This window comes from Ditibartonella apihabitans, assembly GCF_002007485.1.
Classification (GTDB): Bacteria; Pseudomonadota; Alphaproteobacteria; order Rhizobiales; family Rhizobiaceae; genus Bartonella; species Bartonella apihabitans.
This window is the reverse complement of sequence record NZ_CP015820.1, coordinates 1,014,458-1,032,102: the sequence shown is the minus strand read 5'-3', so window position 1 is coordinate 1,032,102 and position 17,645 is coordinate 1,014,458. Positions and strand designations below refer to the sequence as shown.

Sequence of the window (17,645 nt, the reverse complement as noted above, 5' to 3'; positions counted from 1 at the left end):
GTTCCGACGATAAAATCGTACAACCTTTTGGAGCTATGTGAACCTATCGCAGTTGAAATAATTCCCGATGAAAATGCCGACGGGCAAAGCCACTTTTAACCATGTCATCTTCCAGCGTCTCACCGAATTTTATAGGCCCGCAAAACCATATTGACGATTGTTTCCAGTTCACAAATAGGTGCCTTAACAAGGATCCATTGAACCTTCCCTCTTCAGGCGTTAGCCAAATTTTCAATCTGACACCAGCCGATTGCGCCAATTCGACAAGCTTTTGTTTCTCGCTTTCACTAATCGTTTGGGCAACATAAACAAAGTCTATTTGTGCTTTATTGTTTTTCTTTGATGAAGCCAACTCGTCAAGTCTTGCAAGAAATGGCGTAATTCCTATGCCTGCGCCAATCCATATTTGTTCGTGTGATTTGTCGTCGCTAAAACAAAACTTTCCGTAAGGCCCGTCAACGCGCGCTTTCCTGCCGGTTAGATTCTGTTTTACGAGTTTATCGGTATAGTCTCCCAAACCTTTAACAAAAAACGTCAAAAAGGGTTTTTGCGGATTCCAATGGGACGCTATTGTGAAAGGATGTGCGCCTTCTCCTTTATCCAGTGTGACGAATGCGAATTGTCCGCTTTTGTGACCGGCCCAATTATTGGAAACTTTTAAAGTCAAGCGTACTGCATCATTGGCTTTATCAATCGCATAGTCCGTGACCGTCGCCGCGATATGACGGCCGAAGCCGAACCGTTTGAGCAAAACTGTAATTGCAGCAATGACCCCAAAAATTGATGAAACACCTACCAGCAAACCGAATGGCTCGCCCCAATAGGCAAATTTTGTCAACACAACCGCATGAAACACTAAAACAAGATATACCGCTGCAAAAATTGTATGGACATGAGCAAAAAACCGGTAAGGAATAAGCTTTATCAACGCAATAAGACACAAAACAACCGCTATATAAAAAGCCCATTCCCCAAAAAACTCGGCATTCTTTCTGGAAATCGAGAACACATATTCAAGCCCGACTTTTTGAGGCAAATTGGCTATATCAATATGTTGACGAACAGGCTTTACGAGCCATCCCCAGCCGACGGCCCATTTTGTTCCTTTGGCAAGGAGAAAATGGATAACAGCGGTAACAAGTGCGGTAATGCCAAGCCATTTATGAAGCCGATAGGCTTTATCAAGCCCACCCAATGCATCATCTATCACTCTAAGACGACAGGCAATTACCACGTCCATACTCATTGCCACAAAAGCGAGAAGACCTGTGAGCTGGATTGCTTCCCGCCTGAAAGCAAAATAACCATCTTTGATGCCGTAAAATTCGCCGGTTGCCAACCAGACCGCGACACAAATGAAAATGAACACAAAATACGTAATCTTCAAGTTTCTCATCAAGAGCCATAACCTGTCTTCTGTTTTTCGTCAGAAAATAGAATGGAATTGATAAAAATAAAACTTAAACTTATTTAATATATTGATTTCATTAAACTTTATAATTTTTATCCAGTTTAAAACCACATTTTGAAAACTGCTTTCAAAATGTTTTTTAAATCAGATGGCAAACTTCGTGATTAAACCGTCTTCAGGCCTCTGCCGCCCCGTAAATCTTGTCTGCCCGCATCTCGAAAGCTTCGGTAAAACGCTTGAATGCTATATCGAACATAGCGCCCATAAGCATGCCAAGCATCCGGCTTTTAAACTCGTAATCAATATAGAATTCAACTTCGCATGATTTGCCATCTTCAAGGGGCTTGAATATCCAGCGGTTTTCAAGGTAGCGGAATGGCCCGTCAATATAACGAACATCAATACGCCGCTCTTCTTTATCCAAAAGAACCTGCGTTGTGAAAGTTTCCCTGATCATTTTATAGCCAACTGTCATATCGGCAGTAAGCAGGGTTTTATTTCCCCTCTCTTCGCTCGAGCGAACGTTGAGGGATTCACACATTGGCAAAAATTCGGGATATCGTTCAACATCCGAAACAAGATTGAACATCTCAAGATCGGTATGCTGAACTTTCCGCTGGGTATTAAATTTTGGCATTCTTTATCCGCGTTGATGAGCCAGCTTTTCTGCGCGAGCTTTTCTCAGTGCTTCAAAATCTTCGCCCGCATGGTGTGACGAACGGGTTAGCGGACTTGAAGACATATGAAGGAAACCCTTGGTTTTGCCGATAATGGCGTAGGATTTGAACTCTTCCGGCGTAACAAAGCGGATAACAGGATGATGTTTACGCGTTGGCTGCAAATATTGGCCAATGGTCATGAAATCAACATCGGCCGAACGCAAATCATCCATCAATTGAAGAACTTCATTCCGTTCTTCACCAAGTCCGACCATAATACCGGACTTTGTAAAGATGGATGGATCAAGCTCCTTGACCCGCTGCAACAGTCTGATCGAATGGAAATAACGCGCACCCGGACGCACCGTCAGGTATTTTGACGGCACAGTTTCAAGATTATGGTTAAATACATCCGGCTTGGCCGCAACCACAGTTTCGAGAGCACCTTCCTTATGACGAAAATCAGGTGTGAGGATTTCAATGGTGGTACCAGGTGACTTTCTTCTGATTGCATGAATGACATCGGCATAATGCTGGGCACCACCATCGGGAAGATCATCACGATCAACAGAAGTGATTACCACATGTTTAAGCGCCATTTGTTTGACTGCATCGGCAACGCGTTCCGGTTCATCCTTATCGACAGGAAGAGGTATACCGGTTGCAACATTACAAAAGGCACATGCACGGGTGCATATTGCCCCTAAAATCATAAAACTTGCGTGCCTTTGCGTCCAGCATTCGCCTACATTCGGGCATCCGGCTTCTTCGCAAACTGTCACCAGATTGTTATCACGCACAATATGACGGGTTTCCGCATATTGCCCACGCAATGACGGCGCTTTCACCCTGATCCAATCAGGCTTTTTTAAAACCTCTGAATCCGGTCGATTGGCTTTTTCCGGATGCCGGACCCGTTTCTGCGATAAAGTGTCAACAACGGTAACCATTTAGTACCTCACGCTCTTTCTCCCCTCATATGGAGTATAAGCAATAAGAATGCAATTCACTTCTTGATGTTCGTCAGGCGTTCAAAACCTGCCCATAAGCATCAAGGACACTTTCCTTCATCATTTCCGAAAGCGTTGGATGAGGAAAGACTGTATGCATCAGCTCTTCTTCTGTGGTTTCAAGATTCATCGCAACCACAAAACCTTCAATCAGTTCGGTTACTTCCGCTCCAACCATATGTGCACCAAGCAACTGGCCGGTTTTTCGGTCAAATATGGTTTTGACGATACCCTGATCCTCTCCCATAGCAATTGCCTTGCCGTTTGCAGAAAACGAAAAATGCCCGACCCTTATGTCATAGCCTGCGGCCTTGGCTTTGGCTTCGGTCAATCCGACGGAAGCAACTTGCGGTGTGCAATAGGTGCAACCTGGAATCTTCCTCTTGTCCAAAGGTTCGGCTGTTTCAAGACCGGCAATATGCTCGACACAAATGACGCCCTCTTCTTCGGCCTTGTGGGCCAGCATAGGAGCACCCGCAACATCGCCAATGGCATAAATACCGGGCACATTGGTGCGTCCCCATTCGTCAATTACCACACAACCGCGTTCGGTTTTTACACCTAACGCTTCAAGCCCGATATTTTCTATATTTCCTTGTACGCCTACCGCAGAGATCAGACGCTCTGCAGTAACGGTCTCGGTTTTGCCATTTATATCAATGTGAGCTGTCACAGAATTGGACGTTTTTTCGATTTTCGAAACTTTCGCTTCGGTAAGGATTCGGATTCCCTTTTTCTCCAATTGCTTGCGGGCAAATGCAGAAATCTCCGCATCTTCAACCGGCATAATCTGCGGCATCATTTCCACAACTGTAACTTCCGCGCCCATGTCACGATAAAAGGAAGCGAACTCAATTCCGATGGCGCCCGAGCCCATAACGACGATGGATTTCGGCATAGTTTCAGGAACCATTGCTTCAAAATAGGTCCAAACCAGTTTCCCGTCCGGTTCGATACCCGGCAATGTACGCGGACGCGCGCCGGTTGCGACAATAATATGCTTGGCCTGATATGTCCCCTCGCCCAAAGTACCCTTCGGAATCGGGTTTTGTGGCTGCATAATTTTTTTGGTGATTTTGCCAACGACAATTTCACCAAGACCAGCGCCGGCAGCTGCCTTAGTGAGCTTTGCCTCACCCCAGATAATGTCGATCTTGTTTTTTTTCATCAAATAGCCGACACCGCCATTAAGACGGGCAGAAACAGTGCGGGAGCGTTGCACAACATCCTTGATGTTGGCCTCAATCGAACCGTTGAGTTTCAAGCCATAATCTTTGGCATGTTCGCTAAAATGTTTGATTTCTGCTGTTCTAAGCAGCGCTTTTGTCGGAATACATCCCCAATTCAGGCAAATACCGCCAAGGTGTTCGCGTTCGACAATAGCGGTCTTGAAGCCCAATTGGGCAGAACGGATTGCGGTAACATATCCGCCGGGGCCAGAACCGATAACAATAACATCATATGAATTTGCCAATTTTTCCTCCATGGGGAAAGATAGAACTAAAGGCCGAGAACGACATGTACCAACGGTTGAAGCCCTTTGCCAATTGCTTTTGTGTTGTTTTCGTCAAGATGAACACCATCCACAGGTGATGCGACTGCGACAGATGCAGCATCGAAGAAGGCACATTCCATCTCGTCAGCAAGATCCGAATAAAAAATCGACAGCTTTTTGGATTCTCCAATAGCACCACTAAAACGCTCGCCACTTAAAGGATGAGTGGTCTCCGCCAGATGAGGCGGAGAAACAATAATAATTTCCGGCGGTTCGGTCTGCGACATATAAGGATAGGATCGGACAATATTGACAAGCCGTTTCATGCCCAGACATGCTGCCATTGCGGAACCCGCAACAAATTTCTTCAAGTCATTGGTGCCCAGCATCATGATCACCAGATCAAGCGGATGACATGAACCCAGGACTGTCGGGAGGATTGCTGCACCATTCCGGTCGTCGATTGAAGTTTTATCATCAAAACAGGTCGTGCGGCCGCACAATGCTTCCTCGACAACTTCAATCGCGCCGTTGAATTGCTGTTCCAGCACACGCGGCCAACGAATTTCGTTGGTATAACGTGTTTGGTTTATCGGATTTAAGCCCCATGTCAGGGAATCCCCATAAGCCAGAACAGTTTTTTTCATTATTACACCAGCATGCTCATCGGGTTTTCAATGAACTTTTTGAAAGCTTGTGCAAGCTCGGCTGCCAATGCTCCGTCTACTGCGCGATGGTCGGTTGACAATGTCACCGACATAACCGTTGCGATAGCCAAGGCACCATTTTTAACGACAGCGCGTTGCTCACCTGCACCGATCGCAAAGATCGTCGCATGTGGCGGGTTGATAATGGCGCAGAAATCCTTGACACCATACATGCCCATATTGGAAACAGCAGTCGTTCCGCCCTGATATTCCTCAGGTTTCAACTTGCGTTCCCGCGCCCGTTTTGCCAAATCTTTCATTGCATTGGAAATTGTCGAAAGCGATTTTTCCTCAGCATGTTTGATGATCGGCGTAATCAAGCCGTTCGGAATGGAAACAGCGACCCCCACGTCCACAAATTTGTGGCGCATCATACCGCTATCGAGCCAGGAAACATTGGCATCCGGAACGGCTTTAAGTGCCAATGCAGTCGCTTTGATCACCATATCATTGACTGAAAGTTTGTAGGCCGGTTTTTCGCCTGCACTTGTTTTAACCATAGGGGCTGCTGCGTTCAATTCTGCACGCAATTTCAGCAATGCATCAATCTCGCAATCAATTGTTACATAAAAATGCGGAACTGTATGTTTGGATTCAACGAGACGTTTGGCAATGGTCTTTCGCATACCGTCGTGAGGTACGATTTCGTATTCATCGGTATTGAAAAGCTTCATTGTCAATTCGTCTGAAGACGAGCTTTCGAGCGAGACAGAAGACTGTACAGACTGCTCCACATTACTTGCAGCCTTGCCGGTGCCGTTGGCAAGAGCACTGTCAATATCGCGCTTGATGATACGACCATGCGGACCTGTGCCTGAAATAAGCGACAATTGAAGCCCGTTTTGTTTGGCAAGCCGCCGTGCCAATGGCGAGGCAAATATACGGTTGCCCTTTTCTGTACCCGGTGCTTGGGAAGTAACAGTGGCAGGCTGATTTAAAGCCGGAGATGCCTGAGCAGGCTGAACGGGAGCCGTAGCCGCTTTTGCGGGTGCAGCTGGTGTCGTCGGCTGAGCCGGTGCCGGAGAAGATGAAGGCTGTTTTTTCTCTTCGTCTTCAATCGCTTTGATGGCATCCTCGGCACTTTCGTCATCTTCTGCGAGAATACCGATCAAGGCATTCACTTTTACACCTTGTGTCCCTGCCGGAACGACGATTTTTACAAGTGTGCCTTCATCTGCGGCATCAACTTCCATCGTTGCCTTATCTGTTTCAATCTCGGCAACCGTATCACCGGGTGAGACTTTGTCGCCCTCTTTGATATCCCACTTTGACAAAGTGCCTTCTTCCATTGTCGGGGAAAGCGCCGGCATCGTGATTTTTATAGCCATAGTGCGTTCTCCTTCAGGCTTTGTAGGTGACAGATTTTACCGCATCAACAACCTCGGCAACGCTCGGCAAAGCAAGTTTTTCAAGGTTGGCTGCATAAGGCATAGGAACATCCTTGCCTGCAATTGTAGCAATCGGCGCATCAAGATAATCAAACGCCTGCTGCATTACACGTGTTGCAATTTCTGTTCCGACAGATGATTGTGGGAAACCTTCTTCGATCGTGACCAAACGACCGGTTTTCTTGACCGATTCAATAATTGTCGGCAAGTCCATCGGACGAACAGTTCTCAGATCTATCAACTCGACATCAATTCCGAGTTTCTCGAATTCCGGCAGTGCTTCAACCGCGTAATTCATCCCCATGCCCATGCCGACGATTGTTACATCATTACCGGCTTTATGGATGCGGGCTTTGCCGATTGGTAAAACAAAATCATCAAGCTTCGGCACGTCGAACTGATGGCCGTAAAGCAATTCATTTTCAAGGAAAATGACAGGATTGTCATCGCGGATTGCAGCTTTCAAAAGCCCTTTGGCATCTGCGGCCGTATAGGGCATGATAACCTTCAAGCCCGGCACATGACTGTACCATGATGCATAGCATTGCGAATGCTGGGCACCAACACGAGCGGCTGCACCATTCGGACCACGGAAAACCATAGGGGCATGCATTTGCCCGCCGGACATATAATGGGTCTTGGCCGCAGAATTCACAATCTGGTCGATTGCTTGCATGGCAAAGTTGAATGTCATGAATTCAACAACCGGACGCAAGCCACCGAACGCTGCACCAACACCAAGGCCGGCAAATCCCTGTTCGGTAATTGGCGTATCAATAACACGGCGTGCGCCGAATTCATCAAGCAGTCCCTGACTGACCTTATAAGCGCCTTGATATTGTGCAACTTCTTCACCAATCAGAAAAACCTTGTCGTCACGACGCATTTCTTCAGCCAAGGCTTCGTTCAAAGCTTCACGAACGGTCATTTTGACCATTTCTGTTCCTGCCGGAATATCAGGGTCGGATTGAACAACCCGCTCTGCAGGCTTCGGTGCAGCCGGAGCCGGAGCGGCAGGTGTGGATGCAGCAGATTGTGGTGTCTGTGGTGCTGCTTCTTTTGCCGGATTGACGGCATTTTTAATATCTGCCGCCGTTTCACCATCTTCAAGCAAAACTGCAATAGGTGTGTTGACCTTTACACCTGCTGTTCCTTCCGGAACAAGAATCTTGCCGATTGTTCCTTCATCAGCTGCATCGACTTCCATAGTGGCTTTATCGGTTTCGATTTCGGCAATCACATCACCGGCCTCGACCTTATCGCCTTCCTTTTTAAGCCATTTTGAAATTTTGCCTTCTTCCATTGTGGGCGAAAGCGCCGGCATCAAGATATCAATAGACATAGTCGCTTTCCTCGCTATTAAAGAAGAACATCGGTATAGAGCTCGGATACATCCGGCTCGGGATCATTTTCAGCAAAATCTGCCGCATCGGCAACGATAGCACGAACTTTTTTGTCAATGTCTTTCAATTCGTCTTCTGTTGCCCAACCCTTTTGAATACAACGGTTCTTCACCTGATTGATCGGATCATGTTCGGTCTTGACCTTTTCCACCTCTTCTTTGGTGCGGTATTTAGCCGGATCCGACATCGAGTGACCGCGATAACGATAGGTCTGCATGTCGAGAATAATCGGGCCTTTGCCTGAACGTGCCCATGCAACAGCCTCATCGGCTGCCGATTTTACAGCACAAACATCCATACCATCGACAACATAACCGGGAATTTCAAAAGACAAACCGCGACGCGAAAAATCAGTCTCGGCAGAAGCACGAGAAACTGCCGTTCCCATGGCATATTGGTTGTTTTCAATAACGTAAACGACAGGAAGTTTCCAAAGCGAAGCCATATTGAAGCTTTCATAGACCTGCCCCTGATTGGCCGCGCCATCACCGAAATAGACAAGCGTTACATTATCGCGTCCAAGGTATTTATTGGAAAAAGCCAATCCTGTTCCGATCGGAACCTGCGCACCGACGATACCATGCCCGCCAAAAAAGTTCTTTTCCTTGGAAAACATATGCATCGAACCGCCCTTCCCTTTGGAAAAGCCATCTTTGCGACCGGCGAGTTCAGCCATAACACCGCGAGGGTTCATACCTGTTGCCAACATATGTCCATGATCACGATAGGAAGTGATCACCTGATCGCCTTGTTTTATTGCTTTGACAGTTCCGGTGACTACCGCTTCTTGTCCGATATAAAGGTGACAAAAGCCGCCAATAACGCCCATGCCATAAAGCTGACCGGCTTTTTCTTCAAACCGTCGGATCAAAAGCATATCATGATAAAACTGAAGTTCTTCTTCTTTGGTGAATTCCGCCGGCTCAGGTGATCTGGCGGTATTGGTTAATACGGTCTGCGTTTTTTTCGCAGAAGTTTTTTTAGCCCGTGCTGCCATATTAAACTCCCTTAATTGGTGTTTTAAAAAATACGCTTTCCCCGCCGAACATACAAGCACTATAAATGTTTGTAAAACTTGGTGTAAAATATTGATTTGATTGTTTTTTAGAAATAAACAGAATTTTTTTATTTTGACAGATCACCTTGACCCGTCAGAACAACAAATTCATTCGGCTTGGAAAGATTTAGAATTTTACGGGCATATTCGTCAAGCATATCGCGCTCGATATGCCCGTCTTTTAAAAGCGAAACCTTTTTTTCAATTCCCTTGCGCTGCTCTTCAAGGGATTTGAGCTCGCTATTGAGACTTTCTATATGCCGTTCTACTTTAACGCGAGAATATAAACCATATTCACCGTGATAAATGTGGTAGCCAAAATAACTCAGCACACCAATCGTCATAAGCGGCAATATAAAGCGCCCCTTGATTGATCTGCGTTTCTGTTTTGTCCACATCATATTCTTTCCTGTCGAGCTTCTATCAGTCATGCACGATTTTGATTAAAGATAGATTACCGGAAGGCTAAATTCCTAAAAACAAAATGACGAAAAGCTTTTGCCGGTTGGATTTTTGGCATTTTAAAAAATAAACGTTATAGACATTTCAATCAATGCTATCTCGACCACTTGTCTCGTACAGACACATCAAAAGACAAACTTCACGAAGTTCATTGCCTGACAGATAATCCCAAAAATATTCACCTCTGTTTACCGGTATTGAACTTTCTAGTGATTATTTCCAAGTCAAAGATATTCGCTTGTGATCGGATTTCCGTCTTTATCTTTGAATTTCCCCATAAGGATCAGAATAAAATCGATAATTGACCAAATAAACGAAATGATCGAACCGATAACTGTAACCGTGAGCAGAAGCATCAATACGCCAGTACCGATTTTTCCGACCATAAAACGATGAACTCCGAAAATTCCGAAGAACCAGCATACGATTGCCATAACGACTTTCGAATGCTTGCTATCAATGCTTAAGGGAAAGATATTTTTGGCGATCGCCCCTTCTGCCACAAAATCAACCTTGATTCCGGCCGCCGGTTCACCTTGTCCGCTCCAGTCAAGCCGCGTAAATTCGTAACGGTTGTTATCGGCTCCCGAGATAAGACCTTTGTTCCTTGTGTAACTTATAATCGAACCGCGCATAAAAACTCCTGATCTTTTTAAAAAGCAAAGTGCCTCGGTTGAGTGAGCATTCAACTTTGCTTTTTGATAAACATTGCTATTTTGTGGGGTCAGACCACTGGTTTAAATATGTTGCGTGTTTCAAAAAGCTAGTCCGTTATAAAAATTAATGCAAAAATCAACAAAGAGCGGACTCTAAAGTCCGCTCTTCAAAAAAGAGTTTTGATATTGCTAATCTTCAATCAGATCCGAAAAGCGGAAATACCGGCATAGCGAGCCTGACCGCCCAGTTCTTCCTCGATTCGCATCAACTGGTTATATTTGGCAAGCCGGTCTGAACGGGCAAGAGACCCGGTCTTGATCTGCCCACAATTGGTGGCAACAGCCAAATCGGCAATGGTCGAATCTTCGGTTTCACCGGAGCGGTGCGACATAATTGCTGTATAACCGGCTTTATGAGCTGTTTCGACAGCATCAAGTGTTTCACTCAAAGTACCAATCTGGTTGACTTTGACCAGCAGCGAATTGGCGACGCCCATTTTGATACCGTCGCGTAAACGTGCAGAATTGGTAACGAAAAGATCATCTCCAACGAGTTGGCATTTTTTACCGATCCGGTCGGTCAGAATTTTCCAACCATCCCAATCGTCTTCTGCCATACCATCCTCGATTGTGATAATCGGGAAATCGCTAATGAGTTTTTCGAGATAATCTGCCTGTTGTTCGGCACTGCGCGTTTTGCCTTCGCCAGTGTAAACATAGGAACCGTTTTTATAAAATTCCGATGATGCACAATCAAGGCCGAGCGCGACCTGTTCGCCCGGCTTGTAACCGGCTGCCTTGATGGATTCGACAATGAATTCGAGCGCGGCTTCGGCACTCTTGAGATTGGGGGCAAAACCGCCCTCGTCACCGACATTGGTGTTAAGACCGGCGTCTTTCAAACGTTTTTTCAATGTATGAAAAATCTCGGCTCCGTAACGAACAGCTTCCTTGATTGTAGGCGCACCGACCGGCAAAATCATGAATTCCTGAAAATCAATCGGATTGTCAGCGTGAACACCGCCATTTATAATATTCATCATCGGTGTCGGCATCAAATGGGCTTGTGTGCCGCCAACATAGCGATAAAGAGGAAGACCGGCAGAGTTTGCGGCAGCTTTTGCAGTTGCCAGTGAAACTCCCAAAATTGCATTAGCACCAAGGCGCGACTTGTTTGCTGTACCATCCAGCGCAATCATCGCCTCATCAATCGCTATTTGATCTTCCGCATCAAGACCACCAATTTCCTGAAGAATTTCGCCGTTGACTGCATTCACCGCTTTTTCAACGCCTTTACCCTGATAACGTGTACCGCCATCGCGCAGTTCGACAGCTTCATGAGCACCTGTCGAAGCCCCCGAAGGCACCGCTGCCCGTCCAAATGCACCATCTTCCAAAACTACATCAACTTCGACAGTCGGATTGCCACGACTATCCAGAATTTCACGGCCAACAATATCTACAATTGCAGTCATCTCGCGTTTCCTTCCCGATCAGGGTTCGTTAGTTCTTTCATGATTAGACAAACTCTCTTTGCGAGGGAATACCTAACATCTCATAAAATCGATTAAAGCTTTTTTGCCAACCGGTCAAACGCCATCAATGTTTCCAACAGTTTCGGCAAATTTTCGAGCTTGACCATATTCGGCCCATCAGAGGGAGCATGATCCGGATCCTGATGTGTTTCCAGAAAAACACCGGCAACACCGACTGCCACAGCCGCGCGGGCAAGCGTTTCAACAAATTCGCGTTGTCCGCCCGAGGATGTGCCCTGCCCACCCGGCTGCTGAACAGAATGGGTGGCATCAAAAATGACCGGCGAGCCGAATTGTGCCATAATCGGCAATGCCCGCATATCCGAAATCAAGGTATTATAACCGAACGAGACACCCCGCTCACAAGCCATAACATTGGGATTTCCGCTCTCGGTAATTTTGGCCAGAACATTTTTCATATCCCAAGGGGCGAGAAATTGACCTTTTTTTACATTGATAACGCGGCCGGTTTTTGCTGCTGCCACCAGAAGATCGGTTTGACGACACAAAAATGCAGGAATTTGCAAAACATCGACATGAGGTGCAACAAGTGCACATTGTTCTTCTGTATGAATATCCGTCAGTACAGGAATACCGAATTCCCGTTTCAAATCATCGAAAACATCCATAGCCTTTTCAAGGCCGATGCCACGCTTGCTGTGCAAAGACGTCCGGTTGGCCTTGTCAAAACTCGACTTATAAACAACACCAATACCCAGTTTTTCTGCAATCTCTTTAATCTTACCCGCCATGTCAAACGCATGTTCACGGCTTTCCATTTGACATGGACCCGCAATAATTGAAAGCGGCGCACTATTGGAAAATACAACATTTCCTACAGAGACAGTGCTATTCGGTTTCGTCATCTAGTCCTCTAATCTAATCACTTTGATATGATTTTTGCTGATTGTCAGACCTTACCTTAAAAAACACAGTCTATTCAATATGATTGTTTTCAAATGCCGCTCAAAAGCAACAATCAACTGCTTTCGGTAATTTTGTACAAAAGAAAGCATCAATCCGGAAAGTTTTTAAAACCGTGACCGAGAATGAAATGCTCAATATCAAGATATCCGGTTCCGGTTTTTTGAGCCGAAAAGAAAAAATCCAAAAGCCGGTAATTAATCCAAAATCACGGACCTGATGAAAGCGTTATAGTGGAAAAACAATCACTATATCCCTGCAATCATTATATTCCTGAATAAATTTAACTGATCAAACAACTCGCAAAATTATTCAAACAAGTCGCAAAATTATTTGCTGCCAAAAAATTTGCAAAGCCCCTTATTGGAACTTTGCAAAATTCAAATATCAAAAACGAATACGATATTAAACCGATCGCCCTTATTAAACCAATCTGCCTTGTACCATCGCTGCTTTTATAAAAGAGGCAAAAAGCGGATGAGGCTCGAAAGGACGGGATTTCAGCTCTGGGTGATATTGAACCCCGATAAACCACGGATGATCCTTATATTCGATCGTCTCCGGCAAAACACCGTCCGGTGACATCCCTGAGAAAATCAAACCACAATTTTCAAGCCGCTCTTTATAGTCGATATTGACCTCGTAACGATGGCGATGGCGTTCGAAAATATCGGTTTTTCCGTAGATTTTTGCAATGGCACTATCTTCTTTCAGGATTGCTTCATAAGCGCCAAGGCGCATTGTGCCACCGAGATTGCCCTTTTCAGCACGTTTTTCCAAAGCATTCCCTTTAAGCCATTCTGTCATCAAACCAACGACCGGCTCGTCCGTGGGACCAAATTCGGTCGACGAAGCATTTTTGATACCGCCGAGATTACGGGCCGCCTCTATACAGGCCATCTGCATACCAAAGCATATACCAAAAAACGGAACTTTACGCTCGCGAGCAAAACGAATGGCCATGATCTTGCCTTCGGCACCACGTTCACCGAAAGCGCCGGGAACAAGAATACCATGCACTTTTTCGAGATAAGGCGTCGGGTCTTCTTTTTCGAAGATTTCCGATTCTATCCACTCGAGATTGACTTTGACCTTATTGGCAAGACCGCCATGAGTTAAAGCCTCGTTAAGAGATTTATAGGCATCTTTTAAGCCGGTATATTTACCGACCACAGCAATAGTGACTTCGCCTTCCGGATTGTGAAGACGACGATTAATTTCGATCCAGCGATCCATTTTCGGTTCCGGAGCCGGATCAATTCCGAAAGCAGCCAGAACTTCCGAATCCAGCCCCTCACGATGGTAGGCGATCGGAACGTCATAAATCGTATCGACATCAAGCGCCTGAATCACGGCTGACGGACGGACGTTACAAAAGAGCGAAAGTTTGCGCCGTTCCGATTCCGGAATAGCCCGATCGGCACGCACAAGTAATATGTCCGGAGCAATACCCACAGACTGTAATTCACGAACCGAATGTTGTGTCGGCTTGGTTTTCAATTCTCCGGCAGCGGGAATATAGGGCATCAATGTCAGATGCATATAGACCGTTGTATGAGGCGGTAATTCATTATGAAGCTGCCTTATTGCTTCCAAAAACGGCATTGCTTCGATATCGCCGACCGTGCCGCCAATCTCGCATAAAACGAAATCGTAATTCTCATTCCCTTCCATAATGAAATTTTTGATTTCATCGGTAACATGCGGAATGACTTGCACAGTCGCGCCTAGATAATCGCCACGCCGCTCACGCTCGATGATATTTCGATAAATGCGGCCGGTCGTGATATTGTCCTGCTTGTTTGCCGAACGACCGGTAAAACGCTCGTAATGCCCAAGATCAAGATCGGTCTCGGCGCCGTCATCGGTCACGAAGACTTCTCCGTGCTGATAAGGCGACATCGTGCCGGGATCAACGTTAAGATAAGGATCCAGCTTGCGGATCCTTACACGGTACCCGCGAGCCTGTAACAATGCAGCTAAAGCTGCTGCGGCAATGCCTTTTCCAAGGGAAGAAACCACGCCACCAGTAATAAAAACATATCGTGCCATGGGCTTATGGAGATAACCGTTCATTGATGATTCTTCCAGAAAAAAATTGGGTTTTCGCAATTTTTTCTTTTTAATTACGATTCCCGAAGGGCTATCCAAAAGACCCTATTTTTATGCTCTCTGCCGATTTTCAGCTTAAAAAGCCGGCCAAGACTTGAAAAACTGATTCGTTTTCAGCATTAAGTCATTGTTTTTATTAACAAAAAGCCCCGTATTAAACGGGGCTATTAAGAATGGATTTTTTACAGTTTCAAAGCACAACAACTTCTGTACCGACATCGACCCGATCATAAAGATCAAGCACGTCATCGTTGATCATACGGAAGCAACCATTGGAAGCAGAAGAACCGATTGTCCAAGGCTGGACTGTCCCATGAATACGAATATAGGTGTCTTTGTTACCCTGCCAGAGATAAAGTGCACGTGCTCCGAGCGGATTTCCCGGGCCCCCATCCATACCATTGGCAAATTTTGCGTAATGCTGGGACTACGTTTAACCATATCTTTTGTCGGAATCCAACGTGGCCATTCGCGTTTAAAACGAATATTGGCTGTTCCTTTGAACTGAAGCCCGATTTTACCAACAGCAATTCCGTAACGCCTTGCTGTTGTCGGTGTCTCGATCAGATAAAGGAAATAATTCTTGGGATCGATAACAATCGTCCCCGGTTTATAGCCGGAAAAGGATACGGTCTGAGGACGATATTTTTCCGGTACGTTATAACTTTTGACCGTTGGTATCTGAATATGTCCAACGGGCGCAACCGATGCGACTTGCGCATTATCGGCATCATCGCTATCAGCAATTTCTTCTGAAAAGGCAGCATGACCTGACAAAAAAAACAAGCCGGACAAACCGGCAATCAATAAACGGTGGATCATTTCAACTTCAATTCCGCGATGAAAGTTCGAGAGGTTTTACAACAAATTCGGTTTTAGCAACACTGTTGCTGTTCATACGACCAAATTTGTTTGTGCTCAATCTTTTTCAAGTAGCGCCATAAAAGTTGATTGACCGCTATGGCAGTCATGCAACACTTTGTTAAGATTTGGAATTTTTTTCTATTTGTCTGGGTAGAAGCTATTCTGCTAAAGTAATATTTCGCTCGGCCAACCACCAGAGAAAACAAAGTTAAAACCCACGTTCAAACCGTGAGATAGAAAATCCCTAATAGAAAATTTATTTGTTTTTCTTGCAGCTCTGAATGGTTTTTTTAACGAATACCATTCTTTTTTCGGTAAACCCTTCAGAAAATTTTAAACCCGATTTCCCGATTGGATGAAGAATTTAATCGGCGATAAAAATTATTTAATTGATCTAACGAACTACTATAAAATTTTTTGGGCCTAAAAATTCAACAGAAGACAACTGAGCGGTTTAAAAAACAAAAGGGCGAAAACCGCCCTTTATTTTCTGTAACCAATTGATCGGAATATCAAACTCCTACACCAAACCCTCGTTTAGTTGTTTGGAACCGGATTTTCCTGTTGCTGCGGCACCGGATTTTCCATAACCGGAGCTGATTTATTGCCATCTGTGGAAGATTTCTGGGCATCCGGCGTTGTCGTGCTTTGACCACTCTTCTGATCTTTACCACCAGACTGTTCAGAACCTGCCGGCTGATTTGCATTATTTGCCGGTGCTTGACCTTCACCTGTCGGTATCTGTCCCGATGTTGTCGACGGTGTATTTTGAGTCGGAGCTTGTGTTTCCTTTGCAGGAATACGATTGATAATATCGGCAGCAGGATTGGAAACACTATCCAGAACTACTAGAGCAATTGATGTTGCAAAAAAACAGAGGGCAAGAATTGCCGTCAGCCGTGTCAGCGCATTTTTTGTACCGCGCGCTGTCATAAAGCCGGAACCACCGCCAATGCCCAAGCCGCCGCCTTCGGAACGCTGTATCAATACAACGCCGACAAGTGCGATGACAATTAGAAGATGAATGACAATCAATACTGTCTGCATAAGCTCTGCTCTATTATTACCGTTCGCGGCTGTTTACACGTAATTTTACATAATCCAAGAGGCAAGACAAAAATCTTCAACTATAATTTCCGATAAGCGCCGCAAATTGCCAGAAAATCATTGGCTTTCAAGCTCGCTCCGCCGACCAGCGCACCGTCGACATTATGAACGCCCAATAATTCGACAGCATTATCAGGCTTGACGGAACCACCATAAAGCAAACGGAAGAGTTTTCCCGATTGTCCAAAACGGGCAACCAGCTTGTTGCGCATAAATTCGTGGACTTCACCAACGTCTTTAGCTGTCGGTGTTTTACCGGTACCAATTGCCCAAACCGGTTCGTAGGCAATCACGGTATTTTGCGGTGTTGCATGATCGGGGACAGAACCAGCCAATTGTTTTTCAATGACATCAAGCGTCTTTCCGCTTTCGCGTTCTTCAAGTTTTTCACCAACACAAATTATCGAAACCAGACCGGCTCGCCACGCCGCTTCGGCTTTTTGCCGAACAAGATCGTTGCTTTCATGATGGTCATTCCGTCTTTCCGAATGGCCGACAATGACGTAACTCGCTCCGGCCTCTTTGAGCATGGGAGCGGAAATATCTCCGGTATGGGCACCAAAATCGGCTGTGTGGCAATCCTCCCCGCCGAGAAGAAGTTTTTCGCCATCAAGACTGTCGGCGGCTCTGGAGAGCAAAGTAGCCGGTACACAAATTAATGCTTCGAATAAACGTCCAAGATCCGAATTAACACCAGCGGAAATTGCCCGCAACTCGGCAAGAGATTCGCCAGTGCCATTCATTTTCCAATTTCCTGCGACGAGCGGTCTAACATTCGGTGTCATGATTTTTCCTCAATAACAGTCTTAAAACAGCGCATTAATAGCCTTAACTAACAAATTACACCACTAAAGC

15 protein-coding genes and 1 pseudogene are annotated in these 17,645 nt (G+C 45.6%); all 16 read right to left on the bottom strand.

Annotation, left to right across the window (positions count from 1 at the left end; all coding sequences use genetic code 11):
• Positions 1-43 precede the first annotated feature (43 nt).
• Complete coding sequence (locus tag BBC0178_RS04635; protein ID WP_078039381.1) at positions 44-1,396, bottom strand: ferredoxin reductase family protein; 1,353 nt, start codon at positions 1,394-1,396, stop codon at positions 44-46.
• A gap of 190 nt (positions 1,397-1,586) precedes the next feature.
• Positions 1,587-2,048, bottom strand: a complete 462-nt coding sequence (locus BBC0178_RS04630) for a type II toxin-antitoxin system RatA family toxin (RefSeq protein ID WP_077971118.1) — start codon at positions 2,046-2,048, stop codon at positions 1,587-1,589.
• 3 nt (positions 2,049-2,051) lie between these two features.
• Positions 2,052-3,020 (bottom strand): lipoyl synthase, encoded by a 969-nt coding sequence (lipA, locus tag BBC0178_RS04625; protein WP_075869990.1) that lies wholly within the window; start codon positions 3,018-3,020, stop codon positions 2,052-2,054.
• Between the two features lie 73 nt (positions 3,021-3,093).
• Positions 3,094-4,554, bottom strand: coding sequence for a dihydrolipoyl dehydrogenase (lpdA, locus tag BBC0178_RS04620; protein ID WP_078040367.1), 1,461 nt, complete (start codon positions 4,552-4,554; stop codon positions 3,094-3,096).
• Between the two features lie 26 nt (positions 4,555-4,580).
• Positions 4,581-5,222 carry an SGNH/GDSL hydrolase family protein gene (locus BBC0178_RS04615; RefSeq protein WP_078039380.1) on the bottom strand — a complete coding sequence of 214 codons (642 nt, stop codon included), beginning with the start codon at positions 5,220-5,222 and terminating at the stop codon, positions 4,581-4,583.
• A gap of 2 nt (positions 5,223-5,224) precedes the next feature.
• A complete protein-coding gene (locus BBC0178_RS04610; protein WP_078039379.1) occupies positions 5,225-6,610 on the bottom strand; it encodes a pyruvate dehydrogenase complex dihydrolipoamide acetyltransferase in 1,386 nt (461 codons plus the stop codon).
• 13 nt (positions 6,611-6,623) lie between these two features.
• On the bottom strand, positions 6,624-8,012 hold the full coding sequence (locus tag BBC0178_RS04605; protein ID WP_078039378.1) for a pyruvate dehydrogenase complex E1 component subunit beta: 1,389 nt from the start codon (positions 8,010-8,012) through the stop codon (positions 6,624-6,626).
• 17 nt (positions 8,013-8,029) lie between these two features.
• The gene (gene pdhA / locus BBC0178_RS04600; RefSeq protein ID WP_078039377.1) at positions 8,030-9,070 is read right to left on the bottom strand and encodes a pyruvate dehydrogenase (acetyl-transferring) E1 component subunit alpha; all 1,041 of its coding nucleotides are present in this window, start codon (positions 9,068-9,070) and stop codon (positions 8,030-8,032) included.
• Between the two features lie 128 nt (positions 9,071-9,198).
• Positions 9,199-9,528, bottom strand: a complete 330-nt coding sequence (locus BBC0178_RS04595; protein WP_078040366.1) for an FtsB family cell division protein — start codon at positions 9,526-9,528, stop codon at positions 9,199-9,201.
• 288 nt (positions 9,529-9,816) lie between these two features.
• The gene (locus BBC0178_RS04590; RefSeq protein WP_078039376.1) at positions 9,817-10,227 is read right to left on the bottom strand and encodes a TM2 domain-containing protein; all 411 of its coding nucleotides are present in this window, start codon (positions 10,225-10,227) and stop codon (positions 9,817-9,819) included.
• A gap of 221 nt (positions 10,228-10,448) precedes the next feature.
• The gene (eno, locus tag BBC0178_RS04585; protein WP_078039375.1) at positions 10,449-11,723 is read right to left on the bottom strand and encodes a phosphopyruvate hydratase; all 1,275 of its coding nucleotides are present in this window, start codon (positions 11,721-11,723) and stop codon (positions 10,449-10,451) included.
• Between the two features lie 92 nt (positions 11,724-11,815).
• Positions 11,816-12,649, bottom strand: a complete 834-nt coding sequence (kdsA, locus tag BBC0178_RS04580; RefSeq protein ID WP_078039374.1) for a 3-deoxy-8-phosphooctulonate synthase — start codon at positions 12,647-12,649, stop codon at positions 11,816-11,818.
• A gap of 481 nt (positions 12,650-13,130) precedes the next feature.
• Positions 13,131-14,759: a CTP synthase gene (locus tag BBC0178_RS04570; RefSeq protein WP_077973499.1), complete on the bottom strand. Its 1,629-nt coding sequence runs from the start codon at positions 14,757-14,759 to the stop codon at positions 13,131-13,133.
• Between the two features lie 250 nt (positions 14,760-15,009).
• Positions 15,010-15,467: pseudogene (locus tag BBC0178_RS04565) on the bottom strand (L,D-transpeptidase); the annotation flags it as partial.
• 753 nt (positions 15,468-16,220) lie between these two features.
• A complete protein-coding gene (gene secG, locus BBC0178_RS04560) occupies positions 16,221-16,730 on the bottom strand; it encodes a preprotein translocase subunit SecG (RefSeq protein WP_078039372.1) in 510 nt (169 codons plus the stop codon).
• An 80-nt stretch (positions 16,731-16,810) separates the two neighbouring features.
• Complete coding sequence (gene tpiA, locus BBC0178_RS04555) at positions 16,811-17,575, bottom strand: triose-phosphate isomerase (protein ID WP_077971085.1); 765 nt, start codon at positions 17,573-17,575, stop codon at positions 16,811-16,813.
• Positions 17,576-17,645 lie beyond the last annotated feature (70 nt).

Bases quoted from the DNA above. Each gene is read 5' to 3' on its own strand.
- BBC0178_RS04635 (WP_078039381.1), bottom strand. From the start codon at position 1,396: ATGAGAAACTTGAAGATTACGTATTTTGTGTTCATTTTCATTTGTGTC.
- BBC0178_RS04630 (WP_077971118.1), bottom strand. From the start codon at position 2,048: ATGCCAAAATTTAATACCCAGCGGAAAGTTCAGCATACCGATCTTGAG.
- lipA (WP_075869990.1), bottom strand. From the start codon at position 3,020: ATGGTTACCGTTGTTGACACTTTATCGCAGAAACGGGTCCGGCATCCG.
- BBC0178_RS04615 (WP_078039380.1), bottom strand. From the start codon at position 5,222: ATGAAAAAAACTGTTCTGGCTTATGGGGATTCCCTGACATGGGGCTTA.
- BBC0178_RS04610 (WP_078039379.1), bottom strand. From the start codon at position 6,610: ATGGCTATAAAAATCACGATGCCGGCGCTTTCCCCGACAATGGAAGAA.
- BBC0178_RS04605 (WP_078039378.1), bottom strand. From the start codon at position 8,012: ATGTCTATTGATATCTTGATGCCGGCGCTTTCGCCCACAATGGAAGAA.
- pdhA (WP_078039377.1), bottom strand. From the start codon at position 9,070: ATGGCAGCACGGGCTAAAAAAACTTCTGCGAAAAAAACGCAGACCGTA.
- BBC0178_RS04595 (WP_078040366.1), bottom strand. From the start codon at position 9,528: ATGTGGACAAAACAGAAACGCAGATCAATCAAGGGGCGCTTTATATTG.
- BBC0178_RS04590 (WP_078039376.1), bottom strand. From the start codon at position 10,227: ATGCGCGGTTCGATTATAAGTTACACAAGGAACAAAGGTCTTATCTCG.
- eno (WP_078039375.1), bottom strand. From the start codon at position 11,723: ATGACTGCAATTGTAGATATTGTTGGCCGTGAAATTCTGGATAGTCGT.
- kdsA (WP_078039374.1), bottom strand. From the start codon at position 12,649: ATGACGAAACCGAATAGCACTGTCTCTGTAGGAAATGTTGTATTTTCC.
- BBC0178_RS04570 (WP_077973499.1), bottom strand. From the start codon at position 14,759: ATGGCACGATATGTTTTTATTACTGGTGGCGTGGTTTCTTCCCTTGGA.
- secG (WP_078039372.1), bottom strand. From the start codon at position 16,730: ATGCAGACAGTATTGATTGTCATTCATCTTCTAATTGTCATCGCACTT.
- tpiA (WP_077971085.1), bottom strand. From the start codon at position 17,575: ATGACACCGAATGTTAGACCGCTCGTCGCAGGAAATTGGAAAATGAAT.